Raw genomic sequence first — 17055 nt, forward strand, 5'->3', positions numbered from 1 at the left:
ATTATCAAGCTGCGCGGGTCAGCTTCTTCACTTTCGTGATGGCTCGATCGCGCTTGAGTTTCGACAGGTGATCGATGAACAGCGTGCCTTCCAGGTGGTCCATCTCATGCTGGATGCAGACGGCGAACAGGCCGTCGGCATCTTCTTCGACAACGTTACCGTTGTAGTCGAGATATTTCAGTTTCACCCGGGCGGGACGCAGCACTTCGTCATAGATTTCCGGCACGCTGAGGCAGCCTTCTTCATACGGCGCCACGTCTTCGGACTTCCAGATGATTTCGGGGTTGACGAAGTAGCGCGGCTTCTTGATGCCCTCGGCATCGGGCTCGGCGCCTTCGGGTTTTTCCTGCAAATCCATAACGATGACACGGATCGGCTCGCCGATCTGGACAGCGGCCAGGCCGATGCCCGGCGCGTCATACATGGTTTCCAGCATATCATCCATCAGGCGGCGCAGATCATCGTCGACCTTGTCGACGGGCTTGGACACCTGTTTCAGGACGGGGTGGGGTACAGTCAGAATTTCACGAATAGCCATGGCCTAAATGTAATCGTTCGCACATGAACAATCAAGATAAACAAGAGGTTCAAGCTTAAACCGTCTCGTCCTCCGCCGGCGCCAGGGCCTGGAGCTTGGTCGCCGCGCGCGGCTGGACTTCAATCGACGGCAGGTCCGGGATCGACTTGCCCTGGTGTTCCACCTGCAAATCCTCGAACCGCCGCGCCTGGGTCAGCACCTTGGTTTCCAGCGATCCGACGAACGCATTGTACTTGTCGACGGCCCGCGACAGCGATGAACCCAGATCGCCGACATGGCCGCCCATCACCGACAGGCGGGCATACAGTTCGCGCCCCAGATCGGCAATCTGGTTGGCGTTCTTCATCTGGTCCTCGACCCGCCAGCCATAGGCCACGGCCTTGCACAAAGCGAACAGGGTGGTCGGCGTGACAATGATGACCTTGCGGTCCATGGCCTCGGTCATCAGGTTCGGCTCATGGTCCAGCGCCGTCGACAGCAGGCCGTCGCCCGGAATGAACATGACCACGAAGTCAGGCGAGATCTGATCCTTGAACTGATCCCAATAGGCCTTGGCCGACAGGTCGCGGACATGGGCGCGCAGGGCCTGGGCATGGCGTTTCAGATGCAGATCGCGCGTCGCCTCTTCGGTCGCCTCGGCGGCTTCGAGATAGGCGGTCAGGTTGACCTTCGAGTCGATGACAAACACTGCCTCGGCCGAATTGCCCGGCAGCTTGACCACCACGTCGGGACGGCGGCGGCCTTCGTCGCTGTCGAGGCTGTGCTGTTCGATAAAGTCATAGCGCGACGACAGGCCGGCGGCCTGCAAGACGTTGCGCAGAACCTCTTCACCCCACCGGCCCTGGACGCCGGCGCCACGGCGCAGGGCGCCGGCCAGCTTCTGAGTCACGTCGCGGGTGGCGTTGGAGGCCGTCAACAGGTCGGCGATCTGCTGTTTCAATCCGCCGGTGTCCCCAGCCCGCGCCTCTTCCATGGCCTTCACCTGGGCCTCAAACCGCGTCAGGTGCTCGGCCACCGGTTTCAGGCTCGAGGTCATCTTTTCCATGGCCAGCTTTTCACGCGCGACGAACGATTCCTCGGCGCGTTTCAGCAGCGAATCCGCCGACACCTGCATCGCCTGCTGCGATACCAACTGGAACTGCTCGCTCATGGTGGTGCGCGCGTCTTCCAGGGCCCGCGCCCGCTCACGCAGTTGCGCCACCTCGACCTCGCTGCGGCGCAGGCTATCCGCCATCTCGTCCTTTTGCGCCCGAAGCCCACGGCCTTCGGCAAAAGCAAGATACCAGGCGCCGGCAAAGACGAGGGCCAGAACCAGAAAACCAAGAGACATGAGATCGAATGCGTTCATGGATTGTTCCTATAGCGGGATTCCGCGGGCATGACCAGTCTCATCTCACCCCTTGCACGCGAACCGTTTCGCTGACAGTCTCGTTTCAGGCTGTTGTTCGGGGTCACGCAATGAACGTCAAGGAGTTGGGCGCCAAGGTTTTCACCTTTAAGACGCCGTGGACCTATCTCTATCTCTTTCTGATTCCGTTCATCAACTGGTGCTTCGCGGCCGTGCCGCAGGTCGCCCTGCCCGACGGCGGATCGTGGACGCCGATGGCGATCGTCACCGGCCTGGTCCTGGTTGTCCGCGATTTCGCCCAGCGCGAAATCAGCCACTGGATCATCGGCGCGCTGGTTATCGGTCTGGCCCTGTCGTTCCTGACCTCGGATCCCGCTGTCGCCCTGGCCAGCACCTGTGCCTTCGCCGTCAGCGAACTGGTCGACTGGGCGGTCTATACCTTCATCAAGCGCCCCCTGTCGGAGCGGGTGGCCATCTCGACGGCCCTCAGCGCGCCGCTCGATTCCGTCGTGTTTTATGCGATCGCCAGCACGACCATTCCCGGTATCTTCAACATCTGGTCGCTGGCATCGTCAGTCGCTTCCAAACTGGCCGGGGTCGCGATCGTCTATTTCGTCATGCGCCGCCGCGAACAAGCCGAAGCGCGGGAAAAGACTTCTTAACGCCGGCTCTTCAGCGCGTGGGCAATCGTGCCGTCGTCCAGCCAGTCGAGATCGCCGCCGACCGGCACGCCGCGCGCCAGGTAGGTCACGCTCGCCTGGTTCTGCAGGCCCTTCAGGCGGTCGGCAATATAGTGCGCCGTAGTCTGGCCCTCGACGGTCGCCGGCAGGGCCATGATGATCTCGTGGATGCCGCCCTCGCGCACCCGTGCGACCAGGCTGTCGAGACGCAGATCCTCCGGCCGCACCCCGTCCAGCGCCGACAGCAATCCGCCCAACACATGATAACGGCCGCTATAGGCCCCCACCCGCTCCATGGCCCACAAGGCGCTGTCTTCTTCGACGACGCAGATCATGGTGGCGTCGCGCGCCGGATCGGAGCAGGTGGCGCAGGGGTTGCGCGTCGACAAGGCGCCGCAGACACCACAGGTCACGACCTTGTCGGCGGCGTCCTGCATGGCGGCGGTCAAGGGGATCAGCAGTTGCTCGCGACGTTTCAGCAGCGCCAGGGCGGCGCGCCGGGCCGAACGCGGCCCCAGCCCCGGCAGCTTGGACAGCAGGGCCATCAGGCGTTCGATTTCAGGACCGGCACCTAAGGCCATGATATTTTAGAAGAACTTCGGCATTTTGGGGATGCCGCCTAGCGGCCCCAGGTCACCGGCGGCCGCCTGCAGGTGCGCACGGTTGATCTCTTCCATCTTGCGGCGGGCCTCACCATAGGCGGCGCGGATCAGGTCGCTCAACACCTCGCCCTCGCCGGGCGCCAGCAGGCTTTCGTCGATATTGAGCTGCGTCATCTCGCCCGAGCCCTTCAGCTCAAGGGTGACCAGGCCGCCGCCCGACGAACCCGTGGCAGTGCTCTCGCTGGTCTTGGCGTCAGCCTCATGCAGCTTCTGCTGCACCAGTTGCGCCTGCTTCATCATCTCGGCAAAATCCATCAGTCTTCGTCCTTGTCTGTGCGCTCGTCTTCCGGCACGGCAGGCGTGGCGTCGGTGACGGTCGGTAGCGGGCGGGCACGGACCGCCGTGATCTCCGCGCCGGGGAAGGTTTCCAGCAATTTGGCAACGAACGGGTCGGCTTTCAAGCGCGCCCGCGCCGCTTCGTTTTCGCGTTTGTCGCGTTCGTAGACACTTTCGGCGCCGCCGCCGCCTTCGGTGGCGATCAGCCAGCGCTCGCCCGTCCATTCGCGCAGGCGCAGGGACAGGCGCCGTACCAGGTCGGCCGGCGCGCGCGGCGCCAGTTCGAAGGTAATGGCGCCGGGCTTGAACGCGATCAGGCGGACATATTGTTCGACGTCGGTGCGCAGGCCGATATCGCGGCGTTCGGCAATCAGGGTCAGGACCTGGTCGAAGGTCTGGGGCTTGGGGGCGACCTGCTGGACCTGCGGACGCACGGCCTGGGCGGCACCGCCCGAGACAGACTGGCCGCCCGGACCGCCGCCACCTGGTCCGGGCACCAGGGGTTCGCCGTTCTGCAGGCGCTTGAGCAGGGTTTCCGGCCCCGGCAGGTCGGCGGCATAGCACAGCCGTACAAGGGCCATTTCGAAGGCCGCCGGCGCATCGGGGGCACGGCGCAGTTCCTCGAAGGCCTTCAGCATCAGGGTCCACAGCCGCGACAGGGTGCCGGCCGACAGTTGCGCGCCCAGCGCCGTGACCCGCATGGCCTGGGCCTTGGGCATCCGCGTGGCATCAGCGCCCAGGATCTTGGCCACCGAGGTGCCATGGCAGTATTCCAGCAGGTCGCCCATGATCTGGGTCGGATCGGCGCCATAGCCGTACAGGGTGCGGAAGCCCAGCAGGGCCTCGCTCATCTGGCCGGAAATGATGTTCTCGAACAGGGCCAGGGTCGCCGACCGGTCGGCCAGGCCCAACATGTCGCGCACAACCTCGGCACCGACGACTTCGCCGGGTTCGCCCTGGACCAGGGCCTGGTCGAGCAGGCTCAAACTGTCACGCACCGAACCTTCGGCGGCACGGGCGATCAGGGCGACGGCATCGGCATCGATGCGCACGCCTTCCAGGCCACAGATCTTTTCGAGGTGCGGCGTCAGGGTTTCGGGCTCGACGCGGCGCAGGTCGAAGCGCTGGCACCGCGACAGGATGGTCACCGGCACCTTGCGGATTTCGGTGGTGGCGAAGATGAACTTGGCGTGGGGTGGCGGTTCTTCCAGCGTCTTCAGCAGGGCGTTGAACGCCCCGGTCGACAGCATGTGGACTTCGTCGATGACATAGACCTTGTAACGCGCCTCTACGGGGGCATAGCGCACGCTTTCCAGCAGGTCGCGCATGGCGTCGACCCCGGTGCGCGAAGCGGCATCCAGCTCCAGCACATCGATATGGCGGCCTTCGATGATGGCCTGACAGTGAATGCCCATCTGCGTCAGGTCGACGCTGGGGCCATGTACGGTCTCGGATTCGTAGTTGAGCGCCCGGGCCAGCAGACGGGCCGTGGTGGTCTTGCCCACCCCGCGGACGCCGGTCAGCATGAAGGCGTGGGCGATACGGCCGGCGGAAAAGGCATTGGTCAGGGTGCGGACCATGGCCTCCTGGCCGATCAGGTCCTCGAAGGTGCGCGGGCGGTATTTGCGCGCCAGCACCGTATAGGCTTCGGACTTCTCGATCGGCTTGGCGGCAGGAAGGGACGCCCCGAACATGTCGTCGGTGTCCAGATCGCGCTCGACCGTGTCGGCGGCGAAGGGGTCATCGTGGTCGGCGGTGTCGGACATGGAAGATTTTATAACGCCAAAAGGAGCAAGCGTCTCTCATAAAGCGCGATTCCGGCGCCGCCGGTACGACTGATTTTTGGGGAAAAGGTGAGACGGCCGACCCGAAGGTGAATTCGTTGTGGCTGCTGCCTTCCGGCCCTGACCAGGTTGGCGAGGCCTTCGCCCGGCCGCCTCACCGCCTATATGCGCAATCCTGGCTTCGGATGCAAGAGGCAGGATTACGATTTTATGACACCGGTATCATTTCTATTGCGGACGGGTGGAGGTGGTGGCATGGTCGCGCCAAAAGTACCGGAGAAGCCGATGAAATATCCTGCCCTGTTGCTCGCTCTGTGCCTGGCCGTGCCCGGATTCGTCCAGGCCAAGGTCATCGGCACCACGGTTCCGGCGCAGCCGCTGACGGCGGAGCAGATCACCACTTTGCCCGAGGAGCAGCGGGCACCATGGACGCAGTACCTGGCGCAGTCTCAGAACCAGATGAAGCTGGACCAGGCCATTCTGGCGGCGGAGCGCACCGATCTGACCGAGATTGTCTACGGCAAGAACGGCGACGGGACCAAAACCATGCCCCTGAACCGCGACGCCGCCTGGTACGGCTCGGCCGAGGCGCGTCATATCGCCGATGTCATCGTCAGCTACCAGACTCCGGCCGGCGGCTGGGGCAAGAACGCGCCCCGCGACGGGGCTGTTCGGCAATGGGGTGAGAGCTGGATCGCCGGTAAGGAAGAGGGCTGGCATTATGTCGGCACTTTCGACAACGGCGCCACCACCACCGAGATCCAGTTCCTGGCGCGGGTCCAGGCGCAGATCCCGGACGAGGCAGGCAACCGGTATCGTGCGGCCATTTACGGCGGCCTGAACTACATATTCAATTCGCAATATCCCAACGGCGGCTGGCCGCAGGTGTGGCCGCTGGAAGGCGGCTACCACGACGCGGTCACCTTCAATGACAATGCCCTGAGCGATATCGCCGGCGTGTTGCGACTGGTGGCGGCCGGTCAGGGCGACTACGCCTTCCTGCCGCAGTCGATCCGCGCACAGGCCACCGCGGCGCTGGACCGCGCCATCGGTGTGATACTGTCGTCGCAGGTCCGCATCGAAAGCCAACCGACCGCCTGGGGCCAGCAGCACGACACTCTGAACCTGATGCCGGTCGGCGCGCGCAATTTCGAGCCGGCTTCGCTGTCGTCGAGCGAAAGCGCGGCCCTGTTGCTGGAACTGATGAAGGTCGAAAACCCGTCGGATGCCGTGGTGGCTTCGGTTCATGCCGGCGCGGCGTGGCTGAAAAGCAAGGCGATGACCGGTGTGGCCTGGGTCAAGGCCGGCAATGACAAGGCCCTGGTCCAGGACGCCAATGCCAAGCCTTTGTGGGCGCGCTATTACAGCCTGGAAACGGGCGAGCCGATCTTCGGTGACCGCGACCTGACCATCCATGACGACGTCATGGAGATCAGCGCCGAACGCCGCAACGGCTACGCCTGGTACGGCACCTCGGCGCAAAAGGCGCTGGATGTTTATGCCGAATGGAGTCAAAAACACCCGCAATAAGAGGGATCACCGATGAACGGCTACACACGCGCCTGGTGGAAGGAAGCCGTTTTTTATCAGATCTATCCGCGGTCGTTTTACGACAGCAATGGCGACGGCATCGGCGACCTCAACGGCATCCGGCAGAAACTCCAATATATCAAGGGCCTGGGCGTCGACTGCATCTGGCTGGGACCGCATTTCGATAGCCCCAATGCCGACAATGGCTACGATATCCGCGACTATCGGGCCGTTATGGCCGAGTTCGGCACCATGGCCGACTTCGATGCCCTGCTGGCCGAGGTCAAGGCTGCCGGGATGCGCCTGATCCTCGACCTGGTCGTCAACCACACCAGCGACGAACACGCCTGGTTCGTCGAAAGCCGCAAGTCCGCCGACAATCCCTACCGCGACTACTATATCTGGCAAAAAGAACCGCCCAACGCGTGGACCTCGATCTTCCGCGGCCCGGCCTGGCAACGCGATGACGCCACCGGCGACTATTACCTCCACCTCTTCCACGTCAAACAGCCGGACCTGAACTGGGACAATCCGAAGGTCCGCCACGAGGTTTGCGACCTGATGCGGTTCTGGCTGGGCAAGGGTGTCGACGGCTTCCGCATGGACGTCATCCCGTTTGTGTCGAAGGACCCGGCCTGGCCCGAACTGACCGGCCGGCCGCAGGACACCTATGCCAACGGCCCCAACCGCGACGCATACCTGCAGGAAATGCGGCGCGAGGTTTTGGAACCCTACCAGGCCGTCTCGGTCGGCGAAGCCTTCGGCGTGTCGCTGGAAGACACGCCGAAGCTGATCGACGAACGCCGCGGCGAACTCGACATGGTTTTCCAGTTCGACACGGTCGAAATCGACCGCGGGCCGGATGGGTGGCGCCCGTGGGCCTTGCCGGAACTGAAGGCGATCTTCACCCGCCACGACGCCGCGTTTGACCGGCATTGCTGGCCGACCGTCTTCTTTTCTAATCACGACAATCCGCGCATCGTCTCGCGCTATGGCGACGACCATCCCGACTGGCGGGTAAAGTCCGCCCAGGTCATGGCGACGCTTTTGCTGACTATGAAGGGCACGCCCTTCATCTATCAGGGCGACGAACTGGGTATGACCAACGTCACCTTCACCGACATCGCCCAGTTCGACGATATCTGGACGAAGAACGCCTGGCGCGAGGAGGTCGAGGGCGGCAAGATCTCGGCCGCAGCCTTTATCGCCAACCAGAACAAGGTCAGCCGTGACCATGCCCGCACGCCCATGCCATGGACGGCGCAAGGCGGCTTCACAACGGGTACACCCTGGTTCGCGCTCAACCCCAACTTCGCCGACATCAATGCCGAAGCCGCCTTGGCCGATCCGAACTCAGTCTATCACGGCTATGCCCGGCTGATAGCGCTGCGCCAAGACAACCCGGCCCTTGTCTATGGCGATTATCGTGATGTTCTGCCGCACGACGACAAGCTGTTCGTCTATGAACGCCGCCTGGACGCCGAAGCCTGGATGATTGTACTGAACTTTTCACGCGACGAGTCCGCCTTCCTGGCTCCGGCCGGTTTTGACCTGATCCACAGCAATTACAGCGACGCTGACCGGCACCTGCGCGGCTGGGAAGCACGGGTATATCGTACCTCGACAGGAACGCCGTTATAAGCCATTCTGGCCCCATGAAGGGGCTGTGGCGCATTGGGGCGATAACAACAGGCGGGCTTGTCGGCCTGGCCGCCATCGCTGCCGCCCTGTTCTTCGGCCTGTCGCAGTCGGTCATCGAAAAACGTTACGATCGCCAGGCGCGCGTCACACAGGTAACCATCACCCCCGACCTTGTGGCTCAGGGCCAACACCTGTCGCTCACCCGCGGCTGCAGTGGTTGCCACGGCAAGGATCTGCGCGGCCGACTGTCGTGGGAAGACAAGGCCATCGGCCGCCAGTTCGCCGCCAACCTCACCCTGCGCGCGAAAACCTACAGCGACGCCGACTTCGACCGCGCCATCCGCGGCGGCGTCGACCGGCACGGCAAGGCGCTCTGGGACATGCCGGCGCCCATGTATGCGAACCTGACGGATGAGGGTACCGCCGCCGTGATCGCCTATATCCGCTCGCTGCCGGCCGGCGGCGAGGATCATCCACCCAACCGGTTCGGCCTGGGTTGGCGGTGGGAGATGGTGCGTGATGCGGAACCCCATTCGTCGGCCCGCCTTGTCGATGAGCGCAAGGTGCCGGTCGACCTTGGGACGGAGTTCGCCGCCGGGCGCTACATCGCCATGACGACCTGCAGCGAATGTCATGGCGGCATGCTGGAAGGCCATATGACCGGCGAAGGCCTGGCGCCGGACCTGGTTGTCGCCGCGGTCTATTCCGACGCCGAATTCCTTCAGCTCATGCGGACCGGAACCCCCACTGGCGGTCGCAAGCTGGGCCTGATGGCCCAGGTGGCGCAGGGCCGGTTTTCGCATTTCAGCGACGAAGAGATTGCTCAGCTTCACGCCTATCTGAGCGCCCGCGCCGAGAAACAGTAGCGGCCCCGCCCCGCCTGTGGCATAGGCCGCGCCATGGCTTTTGATCCCGTTCTAGAAACCCTGTGCCTGGCCCTGCGCGACGATGTCGTCGCCCCAGCCGATGGTCCCGCCCTGTTCCTGCGCGCCCGCTACTGCAGCGATCTCGACGTCCTGCCGCGCGAGGCCTGGCTGTGCGACCAAAGCTTCAAGCCCGACTATGACGTCCTGATCCGCCATGGCTTTGCCCTGCGCGAAGCCGAGGACGGCACGCAATACGGCCTGGTCTGCGTACTGCCGCCGCGTCAGCGCGAGGAATACCGCGCCCTGCTGGCCCGCGCCGTCACCGACACTCGCCCGGGCGGGATTGTCCTGGCCGCCGTCAGCAATCTCGAAGGCGCCAAGACAGTCGAAAACGACCTGAAAGCGTTATGCGGCAACGTCACAAGTCTTTCCAAGAACAAATGCCGCGCCTTCTGGGGCCATGTCGGCGACGGTGTCGATCGCGACTTGGTGGCGGCCTGGTCACAACTGGATGCCCCGCGCGAGGTCGAGGCCGGACTGATCGGCCGGCCGGGCCTGTTCGCCTGGGACCGCATCGATGCCGGCTCGCGCCTGCTGGCCCAAAACCTGCCGGCCCTGACCGGCAAGGGCGCGGACCTCGGCGCCGGCAACGGCTATCTCAGCCGCGAAATCCTGCAACGCTGCGCCGGCGTCACGCACCTTGCCTTGTTCGAGGCCGAGGCCCGTGCCCTGCCCCTGGCGCGGCAAAACCTGGCGGCGTTCGAAGGCCGCTGCGATTTCCACTGGCACGACGTCACCAAGGGCATCACCGGCCCGTTCGACTTTATCGTCATGAATCCGCCCTTTCACACGGGCCGCGCCGACCGCAACGACCTCGGCCAGGGCTTTATCCGGTCCGCCGCCGGCGCGCTCAACAAGGGCGGCGTCCTGTGGATGGTGGCCAACCGCCACCTGCCCTACGAGGAAACGCTCAAGGCCGCGTTCAAGACCGTCATTACCGTCGCCGACACGCCGTATTACAAGGTGTTCAAAACCGTCAAATGAAGCTGATCAAATTACTGGCCAATCTCGGCTACGGCAGCCGCAAGGAGATGCAGCGCCTCGTCCGGATGGGTGCCGTTACCGACGCCGGCGGACAACCGCTGGACGACGAATCCGCCATCGCCCACGACGACATCCGGCTGCGCGGCAAACCTCTGGATCCGGCGCAAGGCATGATCCTTCTGCTGCATAAGCCCACGGGTTTCGTCTGTTCCACCAAGGACCGCGGCCGGCTGGTCTACGAACTGCTGCCCGAGCGGTTTTCACTGCGCAAGCCGGTAATCTCGACCGTCGGCCGACTCGATTCCGACACCTCAGGCCTGCTGCTAATGACCGATGATGGCGATTTCCTGCACAAGGTGATCTCGCCCAGGAACCACGTCGCCAAAATCTACGAAGTCACCACGGCGCGCCCGATCGAGGCGGGTTACGTCGCCGTATTCGCAGCGGGTGAGTTGATGCTAGAGAGCGAAAAGGAACCGCTGAAGCCGGCGCAGATGGAGATTACCGGCGACAGGACGGCCCGCCTGACCCTGTATGAGGGCCGCTACCACCAGGTCCGTCGCATGTTCGCCGCCGTCGGCAACCATGTCGAAGCCCTGCACCGGGCGCAGATGGGTGAACTGACGCTGGACGGATTGGCGCCCGGCCATTGGCGGTTGCTCGGGCCTGACGACATCGCCAAGGTGCTGAAGCTTTAAGAAATCCAGGTCTGGTTGCGCTTGACGATCTTCCAGCCGCCGTCCTGCAGCCGTACCGTCACCTCTTCACCGTGCCCGCACAGGGCGCGGCATATGAAATCCATCTGGATGATGGCCTCGGCGTCGTCGGTGAAGCGCGGTTCATGGAAGACCCAGCCACGGTCCTGGGTCGATATCTGGACGTTCGGCGCATCCATGCGGCTGGCAGGGAAGATGGCCAGTCCGGCGGCCTTGAGCTGAGCGCTGCAGTCGATGCCGCGGCTACCCTCGCGCTTGATATCCGCGTCGAACGGCCCCTCCCCGACCTGTTTCGCCACCTGGACGATGACATCACAAGTCTCGGCTTCGGTCAGCGGCCGACGGCGCGTACCGTCGGAGGCCGAGGCTTGTGGCGCAGGCGCCGAAGCGCAAGCGGCCAAGCCCAGACACAATACAGCAGTAAGCATACGAGCGGTCATGAGCACTCTCCTTGGACGCCCAGTCTAGGCTCGCATTGCGGCGAAATCACGCCGGGCGTGGCGAGGCCAGGGCACCGTACAGGTCGGGACGGCGGTCGCGGAAGAAGCCCCAGGCGGCGCGGTGGGTGTTCAGGTAGTCCAGGTCGAACTCGGCGACCAGGACGCCCTCTTCGGACTTGCCGAATGACTGAACCAGGTCCCCGCGGTTATTGGCGATAAAGCTGTGGCCATAGAAGGTCTGGCCGACGCCGTTCTGCGGCGAGATCAGGCTTTCGGTACCGATGCGGTTCGACGCCACGACCGGGATGACATTGGCCACCGCATGGCCCTGCATGACGCGCTGCCACGGGGCGGCGGTATCCAGCGAGTCGTCGTGCGGCTCCGAGCCGATGGCGGTCGGATAGAACAGCACCTCGGCGCCCAGCAGCGCCATGGCGCGGGCGGCTTCGGGGTACCACTGGTCCCAGCAGATGCCGACGCCGATACGGGCGAATTTGGTGTCCCATACCTTGAAGCCGGTATCGCCCGGACGGAAATAGTATTTTTCCTGATAGCCCGGCCCGTCGGGGATATGCGACTTGCGATAGACGCCCATCAGCTCACCGCCGGCGTCGATGACCACCAGCGAGTTGAAATAGTGCGGGCCTTCCTTCTCGTAGATCGAGGTCGGAATGACGACATTCAGCTCCGCCGCCAGCTTTTGCATGGCCAGGACACAGGGGTGGGTGCGCCATGGAAAGGCGGTGGCGAACCAGCGCTCTTCCTGGGTGACGCAGAAATATTCGCCCTGGAACAGTTCCGACGGAAGAATGATCTGCGCACCCTGCGCCGCCGCGTCACGTACCAGCCCTTCGGTTTTGGCAATATTGGCGGCCATGTCAGAGCCATAGGCCGTTTGGAGGGCGGCCACCTTCACGGTACGGGTCATGAGAAACCTCAAGCTTTAATTAAGGGCACTTGCTGGCTGATGCAGTGGAAGCTGCCGCCGCCGGTCAGGATGGCGCGCGACGACAGGCCCAGGACCTGGCGTTCGGGGAAGAGGCTTTGCAGGGCCTCCACCGCCAGTTCGCCGGGACGGTCCTCATAGATCGGCACCACCACGCAGTCGTTGGCGATGAGGAAGTTCATATGGGAGGCCGGAATGATTTCGCCATCCTCATCGGTGACTTTTCCCGGCGACGGAATGCGCACCACCTGGAGCGGCCGGCCGCGGGCGTCGGTCTGGGACGACAGCAGCTTCGCCGTGGCGTCATAGACGTCGGCATTGGGATCGTCGCGCCCGAAGGCGACGGGACAGGCGACCACGCCCGGGGCGACAAACCGCGCCAGGTTGTCGACATGGCCGTCGGTATGGTCGTTCAGCATGCCGTCGTCCAGCCAGATGACCTTACGCACGCCCAGGGTCTGGAACAGGGCACGTTCGGCCAGGGACTGGGTCCAGCCGGGATTACGGTTGGGATTGAGCAGGCACTGGCGCGTCGTCAACACGGTGCCGTGGCCGTCGTGGTCCAGGGCGCCGCCTTCCAGGATGAAGTCCTCGGTCGTGCTGACGAAACCATCCGCCTCGCTGATCTGGCGGCCGACCTCGTCATCGTATTTCAAGTGGTACTTGCCGCCCCAGCCGTTATTCTGGAAACCCACCGGCAGGGCTTGGTGCAGGTCGTCGTCATCGGCATCGTCAGCGACATAGATCGGACCCGTGTCGCGGAACCAGATGTCGCCGAAACGGCCGTCGACGATCTCGACCTTTTTGACGTCGCCTAGCAGATCCTGCGCCGTCGCGCGGGCCTCGTCACCCATGACCATCAGCTTGACGTGCTCGTCGCCCATCTCCGCCAGGACACGCGCCAGGGCCGCGACCTCGGCCTGGGCGGGGATCAGATCCTCCTGCCACAGATTGCCGTGGCTGGGGAAACCCAGCCAGATCGCCTTATGCGTTTCCCATTCCGCCGGAACGATTCGAGTCATGCCTGTGCCCATAGTTGATAAGCGCCGCCTCTTAGCATCGCCCTGCCCCTTTTGCCATGACAATCGGGCGTAAAAAAAGCGGCCCTGGGGAAACCCAGGGCCGCTTCTCGTCTTGGCCTTTTGGCGAAGCTTAGAACTTCGTCTTCAGGGTCAGCATGGCGGTGCGCGGCGCACCGACAGAGTGGGTCGGAGCCGCGGCGGCGGCCTTACCCTGGTTGCCCGGCGTTACCGGATCGACATCGGCGACGGCGAAGACGTTGTTCGCAGATCCCAGCGAGCCCAGGTAGGTTTCATCAAACACGTTGATGACGTTGATCTGAAGCTGCGTGCCTTCCAGGCCGAACGGAACGATGTCCCAGTTCAGGTCCAGGTCGAAGGTGGTGTAGGCTTCGGACTTGGCGTCGTTGACGTCCGAGATGAAGCGGTCACCGACATACTTACCTTGCAGGCCGACGCGGAAGTCCGGATTGACGTCCCACTGGACGCGGGTGGAGTAGGTCCAGTCCGGCGTTTCAACCAGCTTCTTGCCCTTGGTCGGCAGGTAGGTGGTCGCCGTCAGCTGCAGGTCGTTCAGTAGTTCGCTGTGGTTATAGGAGGCCGAGGCATACACCGACAGATGCTCAGTAGCCTGATAGCCGATCTGGCCGTCCCAGCCGTACATGTCAACGTCACCGACGTTGCGGTCGACCGACAGCAGGGTTTCCGGATCGTAGGTGGTCACGATACGGTTGTGGAACTTGGTGCTCCACAGTGCGGTCGAGGCCAGGATCTTGCCGCCCTGATAACGGTAGCCCAGGTCGAAGGACTGGGTGGTTTCCGGATCGGCGATCGAGGTGACCAGCGGCGAATTGGCGGCTGCAGCGCGGCTGTACTTGTACAGGTTGTCCGTGCGCGGCGCCGAGATCTGCTCCGCGTAGCTGGCGTAGATCATCTGGCTGTCGCCGATGGCGTAGGACACGCCGACGTTCGGAAGCGTCTTGGAGTATTCCTTGACGAAGCTGATCGGCGGAATGTGCGGCGTAGAACCGGTCGACGGGAAGAAGACGTTGCCCGAAGCGGTCGGCGTGCCGGTGGTGGCTTCGCTGGTACAACGCGGGAAGTCACCGCCCGAGGGCTGGTAGCAGTAGTTGTTCAGTTCGCGGGTCAACTTCGGAGCGCGGACGCCCAGGTTGATCACCAGCTTGTCGTCCAGGAACTGGCCGCGGTAGTCGATCGAGAACTGTTCCAGCTTGGCGATCGAGAAGCGGTTCCGGTTCTGCAGAACGTCGCCCTTCAGCGAGGTGACCGCATTGCCCGGATTGTCGCGGCCGCCAAAGACGTCGACCGGATCGCCGTTGGACTGCAGGTAGCCGAAGGCGCCGGTCTGGCGGTGACGACCATAATCCAGGGTGTAGGCACCGCGCAGACGGTGATTGTCGTTGATGTCCCAGATCAGCGAGCTGTTCAGGGTGTAACGGTGCGTATTGGTCGTCGACGGACGCCACAGGGTGACAGTGTCGAGAACGTCGCCGTCACCGTTCAGGTCCTTGCCAACGCCGGCGGTATCGGTGCCGTCATTGTCCAGGCGAGAGTTCTTTTCGTTGACGTTTTCAGTCTGAGTGCCACCGTTGGCCAGGACGTACTGGATGGTCGGGTCGAAGGTGACAACCAGGTTGTCGGTCAGGTGGTACTTGAACTTGCCGCGCAGGCTGCCCGTATCCGACGGGTTGACGCGCTGACCAAAGTAGTTGCCGCAGTTTGAAGCGGCCTGAGCCGTACCGGTTACAGCCTTCGGGATTGTGCAGCTGGCGTCGTAATCCAGGGTCGGGTCGGCCTTGAACTGATCGAGCGTCAGGTTACGGTAGGAATTGTTGCGGTTTTCATTCCAGTTGATGGCCAGGCTGGCATAGTCACCGACATCGCCGAAGCCCTTGAAGATCATGCCGTTATATTGCGTCTTGTCGATAACGCCCGGGCCCTTGAACTTGTCGTACTTGGTCTTGGAAACGGTGAGATAGGACTTGAAACCGGCGATTTCACCGGTGTTGACCATGACGAAGGCGCGCTTGTAGTCGAACGAGCCAATGCCGACGTTGAAGTTGACGCCGAAATCCTCGGTCGGACGGACGGTGGTGTAACCGATGGTGCCACCGGCGGCCGAAGCGGTCGGGCTGTCGACGTCGGTCGTGCCCTGGTTGACCGTGGCGCGCTCGATCAGTTCCGGATCCAGTTGCTGGTTCGAATAGATGGCGTAGTTGCCGGTGTCGTTCAGCGGCACGCCGTCAAAGGTCAGCGAGATACGGTTGCCGTCGAAGCCGCGGACGCGGATGTTACCGCCCGACGAACCGTAGGGGTCGTTGTTGGTGAAGTTGACGCCCGGCACCAGGTTGATGCTGTTCAGGATGGTCTGGCCGGACGGCTGGGTCGCAATGAACTCCTGCGTCACCGTCGAACGGCTCTTGTTGATGTTTTCCTTGGTCAGGGCGCCGTCGATCGAACGCGGGCTGCGGCTGCCAGTGATAACGACCGTCGTCGTTTCCGTGGCTTCAGTGCCGGTCGACTGGGCGTAGGCGCCGGTCGTGGTGACCAGGGACGCCAGCGCGGTGCCGGCCAGGATGATGGATTTATTGAGTTTCATTCGGAGGATCCCCTCTCCAATGGGTTACACGCAAAAAAGCAAAACGTACCGGCGCCCGGGACGGCAAAATCACAGCCTGGGCAAGCCCAGGTTGTCCCGTAAAGGCACCACCAGAATTGTGCTGTTAATTCTTTAGTAGGTTTCCGACCGCTTTTTGAGCGAAAAGTGCAAACCTTTTGTGACGCTTGTCACATACGCAACCGGTTGCTGCCTTATTGTCACACTTTGCTGCTGTGCAGCAGGCATGATTTTGCCGTTTTTTCCTCCTGCCGCCGAGGGTGCCGTTAGGGAAGACCACCATATCTAGGCGCTCAAACCCAATCCCTGCCTAGATATGCGGTGCCGGCGCTTCGCGATCACAATGCGTCGGTAAAGATTTCAGTCCATTGCATTTTCGTGATGAAACGCGGCGAAGGGCTGTGTCTCTCGCGCCGCAACATGCGTGTTCCGGATACCACCCCACCCATTTTGGACAACAAAAAACCCGGCCTGAGACAGGCCGGGTTTCTGCATTTTCTCTAGCGACAGACGTCGCGTTCTAAATCTTAGAACGTGATGTCGATCGTCGAACGACGGTTCAGGGGTTCCTTCACGCCGTCGCCGGTGGCGACTGCGGGTTGGGATTCGCCCTTCCAGTCGACCGCCAGCTTGGAGCCGTCAACACCGAGACCCGCGAGGGCATCAGCAACGGTCTTGGCGCGGCGTTCCGACAGGCGGATATTGTAGGCAGCCGAGCCGGAGGTGTCGGCGTGACCGACGACCACGACGCGAGCGGCGCCGCCGGTCTTGGCGTAGTCGGCAGCGGCCGAAACCACAGCCTGAGCATCAGCCGTCAGGTCCGACTTGTCGAATTCGAAGTACACGATGAACGTGCGGTCCTCGAACGTCTGAGCCGGCGGCGGGGGCGGCGGGGGCGGCGGCGGCGGCGGGGTCACCGGCGGAGCG

Annotated in this window: 16 protein-coding genes and 1 other RNA gene; 6 read left to right on the top strand and 11 right to left on the bottom strand. The window is 63.2% G+C overall.

Features of this window, described 5'->3' with window-relative positions:
* Positions 1-4 precede the first annotated feature (4 nt).
* Together def and ABAC460_RS46110 are read right to left on the bottom strand one after the other, a co-directional pair.
* Positions 5-538 carry a peptide deformylase gene (def, locus tag ABAC460_RS46105; RefSeq protein WP_031237487.1) on the bottom strand — a complete coding sequence of 178 codons (534 nt, stop codon included), beginning with the start codon at positions 536-538 and terminating at the stop codon, positions 5-7.
* 55 nt (positions 539-593) lie between these two features.
* Positions 594-1886, bottom strand: a complete 1293-nt coding sequence (locus tag ABAC460_RS46110) for a DNA recombination protein RmuC (RefSeq protein ID WP_023455674.1) — start codon at positions 1884-1886, stop codon at positions 594-596.
* Between the two features lie 110 nt (positions 1887-1996).
* Between ABAC460_RS46110 and ABAC460_RS46115 the strand changes: the two genes are divergently transcribed.
* Positions 1997-2548, top strand: a complete 552-nt coding sequence (locus ABAC460_RS46115) for a VUT family protein (protein WP_023455675.1) — start codon at positions 1997-1999, stop codon at positions 2546-2548.
* Here ABAC460_RS46115 and recR read toward each other — a convergent pair.
* From recR to ffs, 4 genes are all read right to left on the bottom strand, one after another.
* Positions 2545-3147 (bottom strand): recombination mediator RecR, encoded by a 603-nt coding sequence (gene recR / locus ABAC460_RS46120; protein ID WP_023455676.1) that lies wholly within the window; start codon positions 3145-3147, stop codon positions 2545-2547. The genes ABAC460_RS46115 and recR overlap by 4 nt on opposite strands.
* A 6-nt stretch (positions 3148-3153) precedes the next feature.
* The gene (locus tag ABAC460_RS46125) at positions 3154-3483 is read right to left on the bottom strand and encodes a YbaB/EbfC family nucleoid-associated protein (RefSeq protein WP_023455677.1); all 330 of its coding nucleotides are present in this window, start codon (positions 3481-3483) and stop codon (positions 3154-3156) included.
* Positions 3483-5270, bottom strand: coding sequence for a DNA polymerase III subunit gamma/tau (locus ABAC460_RS46130; protein WP_023455678.1), 1788 nt, complete (start codon positions 5268-5270; stop codon positions 3483-3485). Before ABAC460_RS46130 ends, ABAC460_RS46125 begins: the two co-directional genes overlap by 1 nt.
* Before the next feature lie 82 nt (positions 5271-5352).
* An RNA gene (gene ffs, locus ABAC460_RS49260) (signal recognition particle sRNA small type) lies at positions 5353-5448 on the bottom strand.
* Between the two features lie 125 nt (positions 5449-5573).
* Here ffs and pelA point away from each other — a divergent pair.
* From pelA to ABAC460_RS46155, 5 genes are read left to right on the top strand one after another with little or no spacing between them, the layout of a single operon-like run.
* Entirely contained in the window at positions 5574-6818 is a 1245-nt protein-coding gene (pelA, locus tag ABAC460_RS46135; RefSeq protein ID WP_023455679.1) for a pectate lyase, read from the top strand.
* 12 nt (positions 6819-6830) lie between these two features.
* Positions 6831-8459, top strand: a complete 1629-nt coding sequence (locus ABAC460_RS46140; protein WP_023455680.1) for an alpha-glucosidase — start codon at positions 6831-6833, stop codon at positions 8457-8459.
* Between the two features lie 14 nt (positions 8460-8473).
* Positions 8474-9325 carry a c-type cytochrome gene (locus ABAC460_RS46145; RefSeq protein ID WP_023455681.1) on the top strand — a complete coding sequence of 284 codons (852 nt, stop codon included), beginning with the start codon at positions 8474-8476 and terminating at the stop codon, positions 9323-9325.
* 33 nt (positions 9326-9358) lie between these two features.
* Positions 9359-10369 (top strand): class I SAM-dependent methyltransferase, encoded by a 1011-nt coding sequence (locus ABAC460_RS46150; RefSeq protein ID WP_023455682.1) that lies wholly within the window; start codon positions 9359-9361, stop codon positions 10367-10369.
* Positions 10366-11067 carry a pseudouridine synthase gene (locus ABAC460_RS46155; protein WP_023455683.1) on the top strand — a complete coding sequence of 234 codons (702 nt, stop codon included), beginning with the start codon at positions 10366-10368 and terminating at the stop codon, positions 11065-11067. The genes ABAC460_RS46150 and ABAC460_RS46155 overlap by 4 nt, the downstream gene beginning before the upstream one ends.
* Here the strand turns inward: ABAC460_RS46155 and ABAC460_RS46160 are convergent.
* From ABAC460_RS46160 to ABAC460_RS46180, 5 genes are all read right to left on the bottom strand, one after another.
* Entirely contained in the window at positions 11064-11525 is a 462-nt protein-coding gene (locus ABAC460_RS46160) for a hypothetical protein (protein WP_155914758.1), read from the bottom strand. The two genes, ABAC460_RS46155 and ABAC460_RS46160, sit on opposite strands and share 4 nt — an antisense overlap.
* Before the next feature lie 46 nt (positions 11526-11571).
* Positions 11572-12453 (bottom strand): N-carbamoylputrescine amidase, encoded by an 882-nt coding sequence (aguB, locus tag ABAC460_RS46165; protein WP_023455685.1) that lies wholly within the window; start codon positions 12451-12453, stop codon positions 11572-11574.
* Positions 12454-12461: 8 nt separating this feature from the next.
* Complete coding sequence (locus tag ABAC460_RS46170; protein ID WP_031237489.1) at positions 12462-13493, bottom strand: agmatine deiminase family protein; 1032 nt, start codon at positions 13491-13493, stop codon at positions 12462-12464.
* 130 nt (positions 13494-13623) lie between these two features.
* Positions 13624-16110, bottom strand: a complete 2487-nt coding sequence (locus tag ABAC460_RS46175) for a TonB-dependent receptor (protein WP_023455687.1) — start codon at positions 16108-16110, stop codon at positions 13624-13626.
* Between the two features lie 545 nt (positions 16111-16655).
* Positions 16656-17055: OmpA family protein (locus tag ABAC460_RS46180; RefSeq protein WP_023455688.1), on the bottom strand; the 400-nt coding region annotated here is incomplete at its 5' end.

This window comes from Asticcacaulis sp. AC460, assembly GCF_000495795.1.
Taxonomy (GTDB): domain Bacteria; phylum Pseudomonadota; class Alphaproteobacteria; order Caulobacterales; family Caulobacteraceae; genus Asticcacaulis.

What these genes read in the sequence shown, in the direction of transcription:
- ABAC460_RS46140 (WP_023455680.1), top strand. Translation starts at nt 6,831, where the DNA reads ATGAACGGCTACACACGCGCCTGGTGGAAGGAAGCCGTTTTTTATCAG.
- ABAC460_RS46170 (WP_031237489.1), bottom strand. Translation starts at nt 13,493, where the DNA reads ATGACTCGAATCGTTCCGGCGGAATGGGAAACGCATAAGGCGATCTGG.
- aguB (WP_023455685.1), bottom strand. Translation starts at nt 12,453, where the DNA reads ATGACCCGTACCGTGAAGGTGGCCGCCCTCCAAACGGCCTATGGCTCT.
- ABAC460_RS46145 (WP_023455681.1), top strand. Translation starts at nt 8,474, where the DNA reads ATGAAGGGGCTGTGGCGCATTGGGGCGATAACAACAGGCGGGCTTGTC.
- ABAC460_RS46150 (WP_023455682.1), top strand. Translation starts at nt 9,359, where the DNA reads ATGGCTTTTGATCCCGTTCTAGAAACCCTGTGCCTGGCCCTGCGCGAC.
- ABAC460_RS46160 (WP_155914758.1), bottom strand. Translation starts at nt 11,525, where the DNA reads ATGACCGCTCGTATGCTTACTGCTGTATTGTGTCTGGGCTTGGCCGCT.
- ABAC460_RS46175 (WP_023455687.1), bottom strand. Translation starts at nt 16,110, where the DNA reads ATGAAACTCAATAAATCCATCATCCTGGCCGGCACCGCGCTGGCGTCC.
- ABAC460_RS46155 (WP_023455683.1), top strand. Translation starts at nt 10,366, where the DNA reads ATGAAGCTGATCAAATTACTGGCCAATCTCGGCTACGGCAGCCGCAAG.
- ABAC460_RS46130 (WP_023455678.1), bottom strand. Translation starts at nt 5,270, where the DNA reads ATGTCCGACACCGCCGACCACGATGACCCCTTCGCCGCCGACACGGTC.
- pelA (WP_023455679.1), top strand. Translation starts at nt 5,574, where the DNA reads ATGAAATATCCTGCCCTGTTGCTCGCTCTGTGCCTGGCCGTGCCCGGA.
- ABAC460_RS46115 (WP_023455675.1), top strand. Translation starts at nt 1,997, where the DNA reads ATGAACGTCAAGGAGTTGGGCGCCAAGGTTTTCACCTTTAAGACGCCG.
- ABAC460_RS46110 (WP_023455674.1), bottom strand. Translation starts at nt 1,886, where the DNA reads ATGAACGCATTCGATCTCATGTCTCTTGGTTTTCTGGTTCTGGCCCTC.
- def (WP_031237487.1), bottom strand. Translation starts at nt 538, where the DNA reads ATGGCTATTCGTGAAATTCTGACTGTACCCCACCCCGTCCTGAAACAG.
- ABAC460_RS46125 (WP_023455677.1), bottom strand. Translation starts at nt 3,483, where the DNA reads ATGGATTTTGCCGAGATGATGAAGCAGGCGCAACTGGTGCAGCAGAAG.
- recR (WP_023455676.1), bottom strand. Translation starts at nt 3,147, where the DNA reads ATGGCCTTAGGTGCCGGTCCTGAAATCGAACGCCTGATGGCCCTGCTG.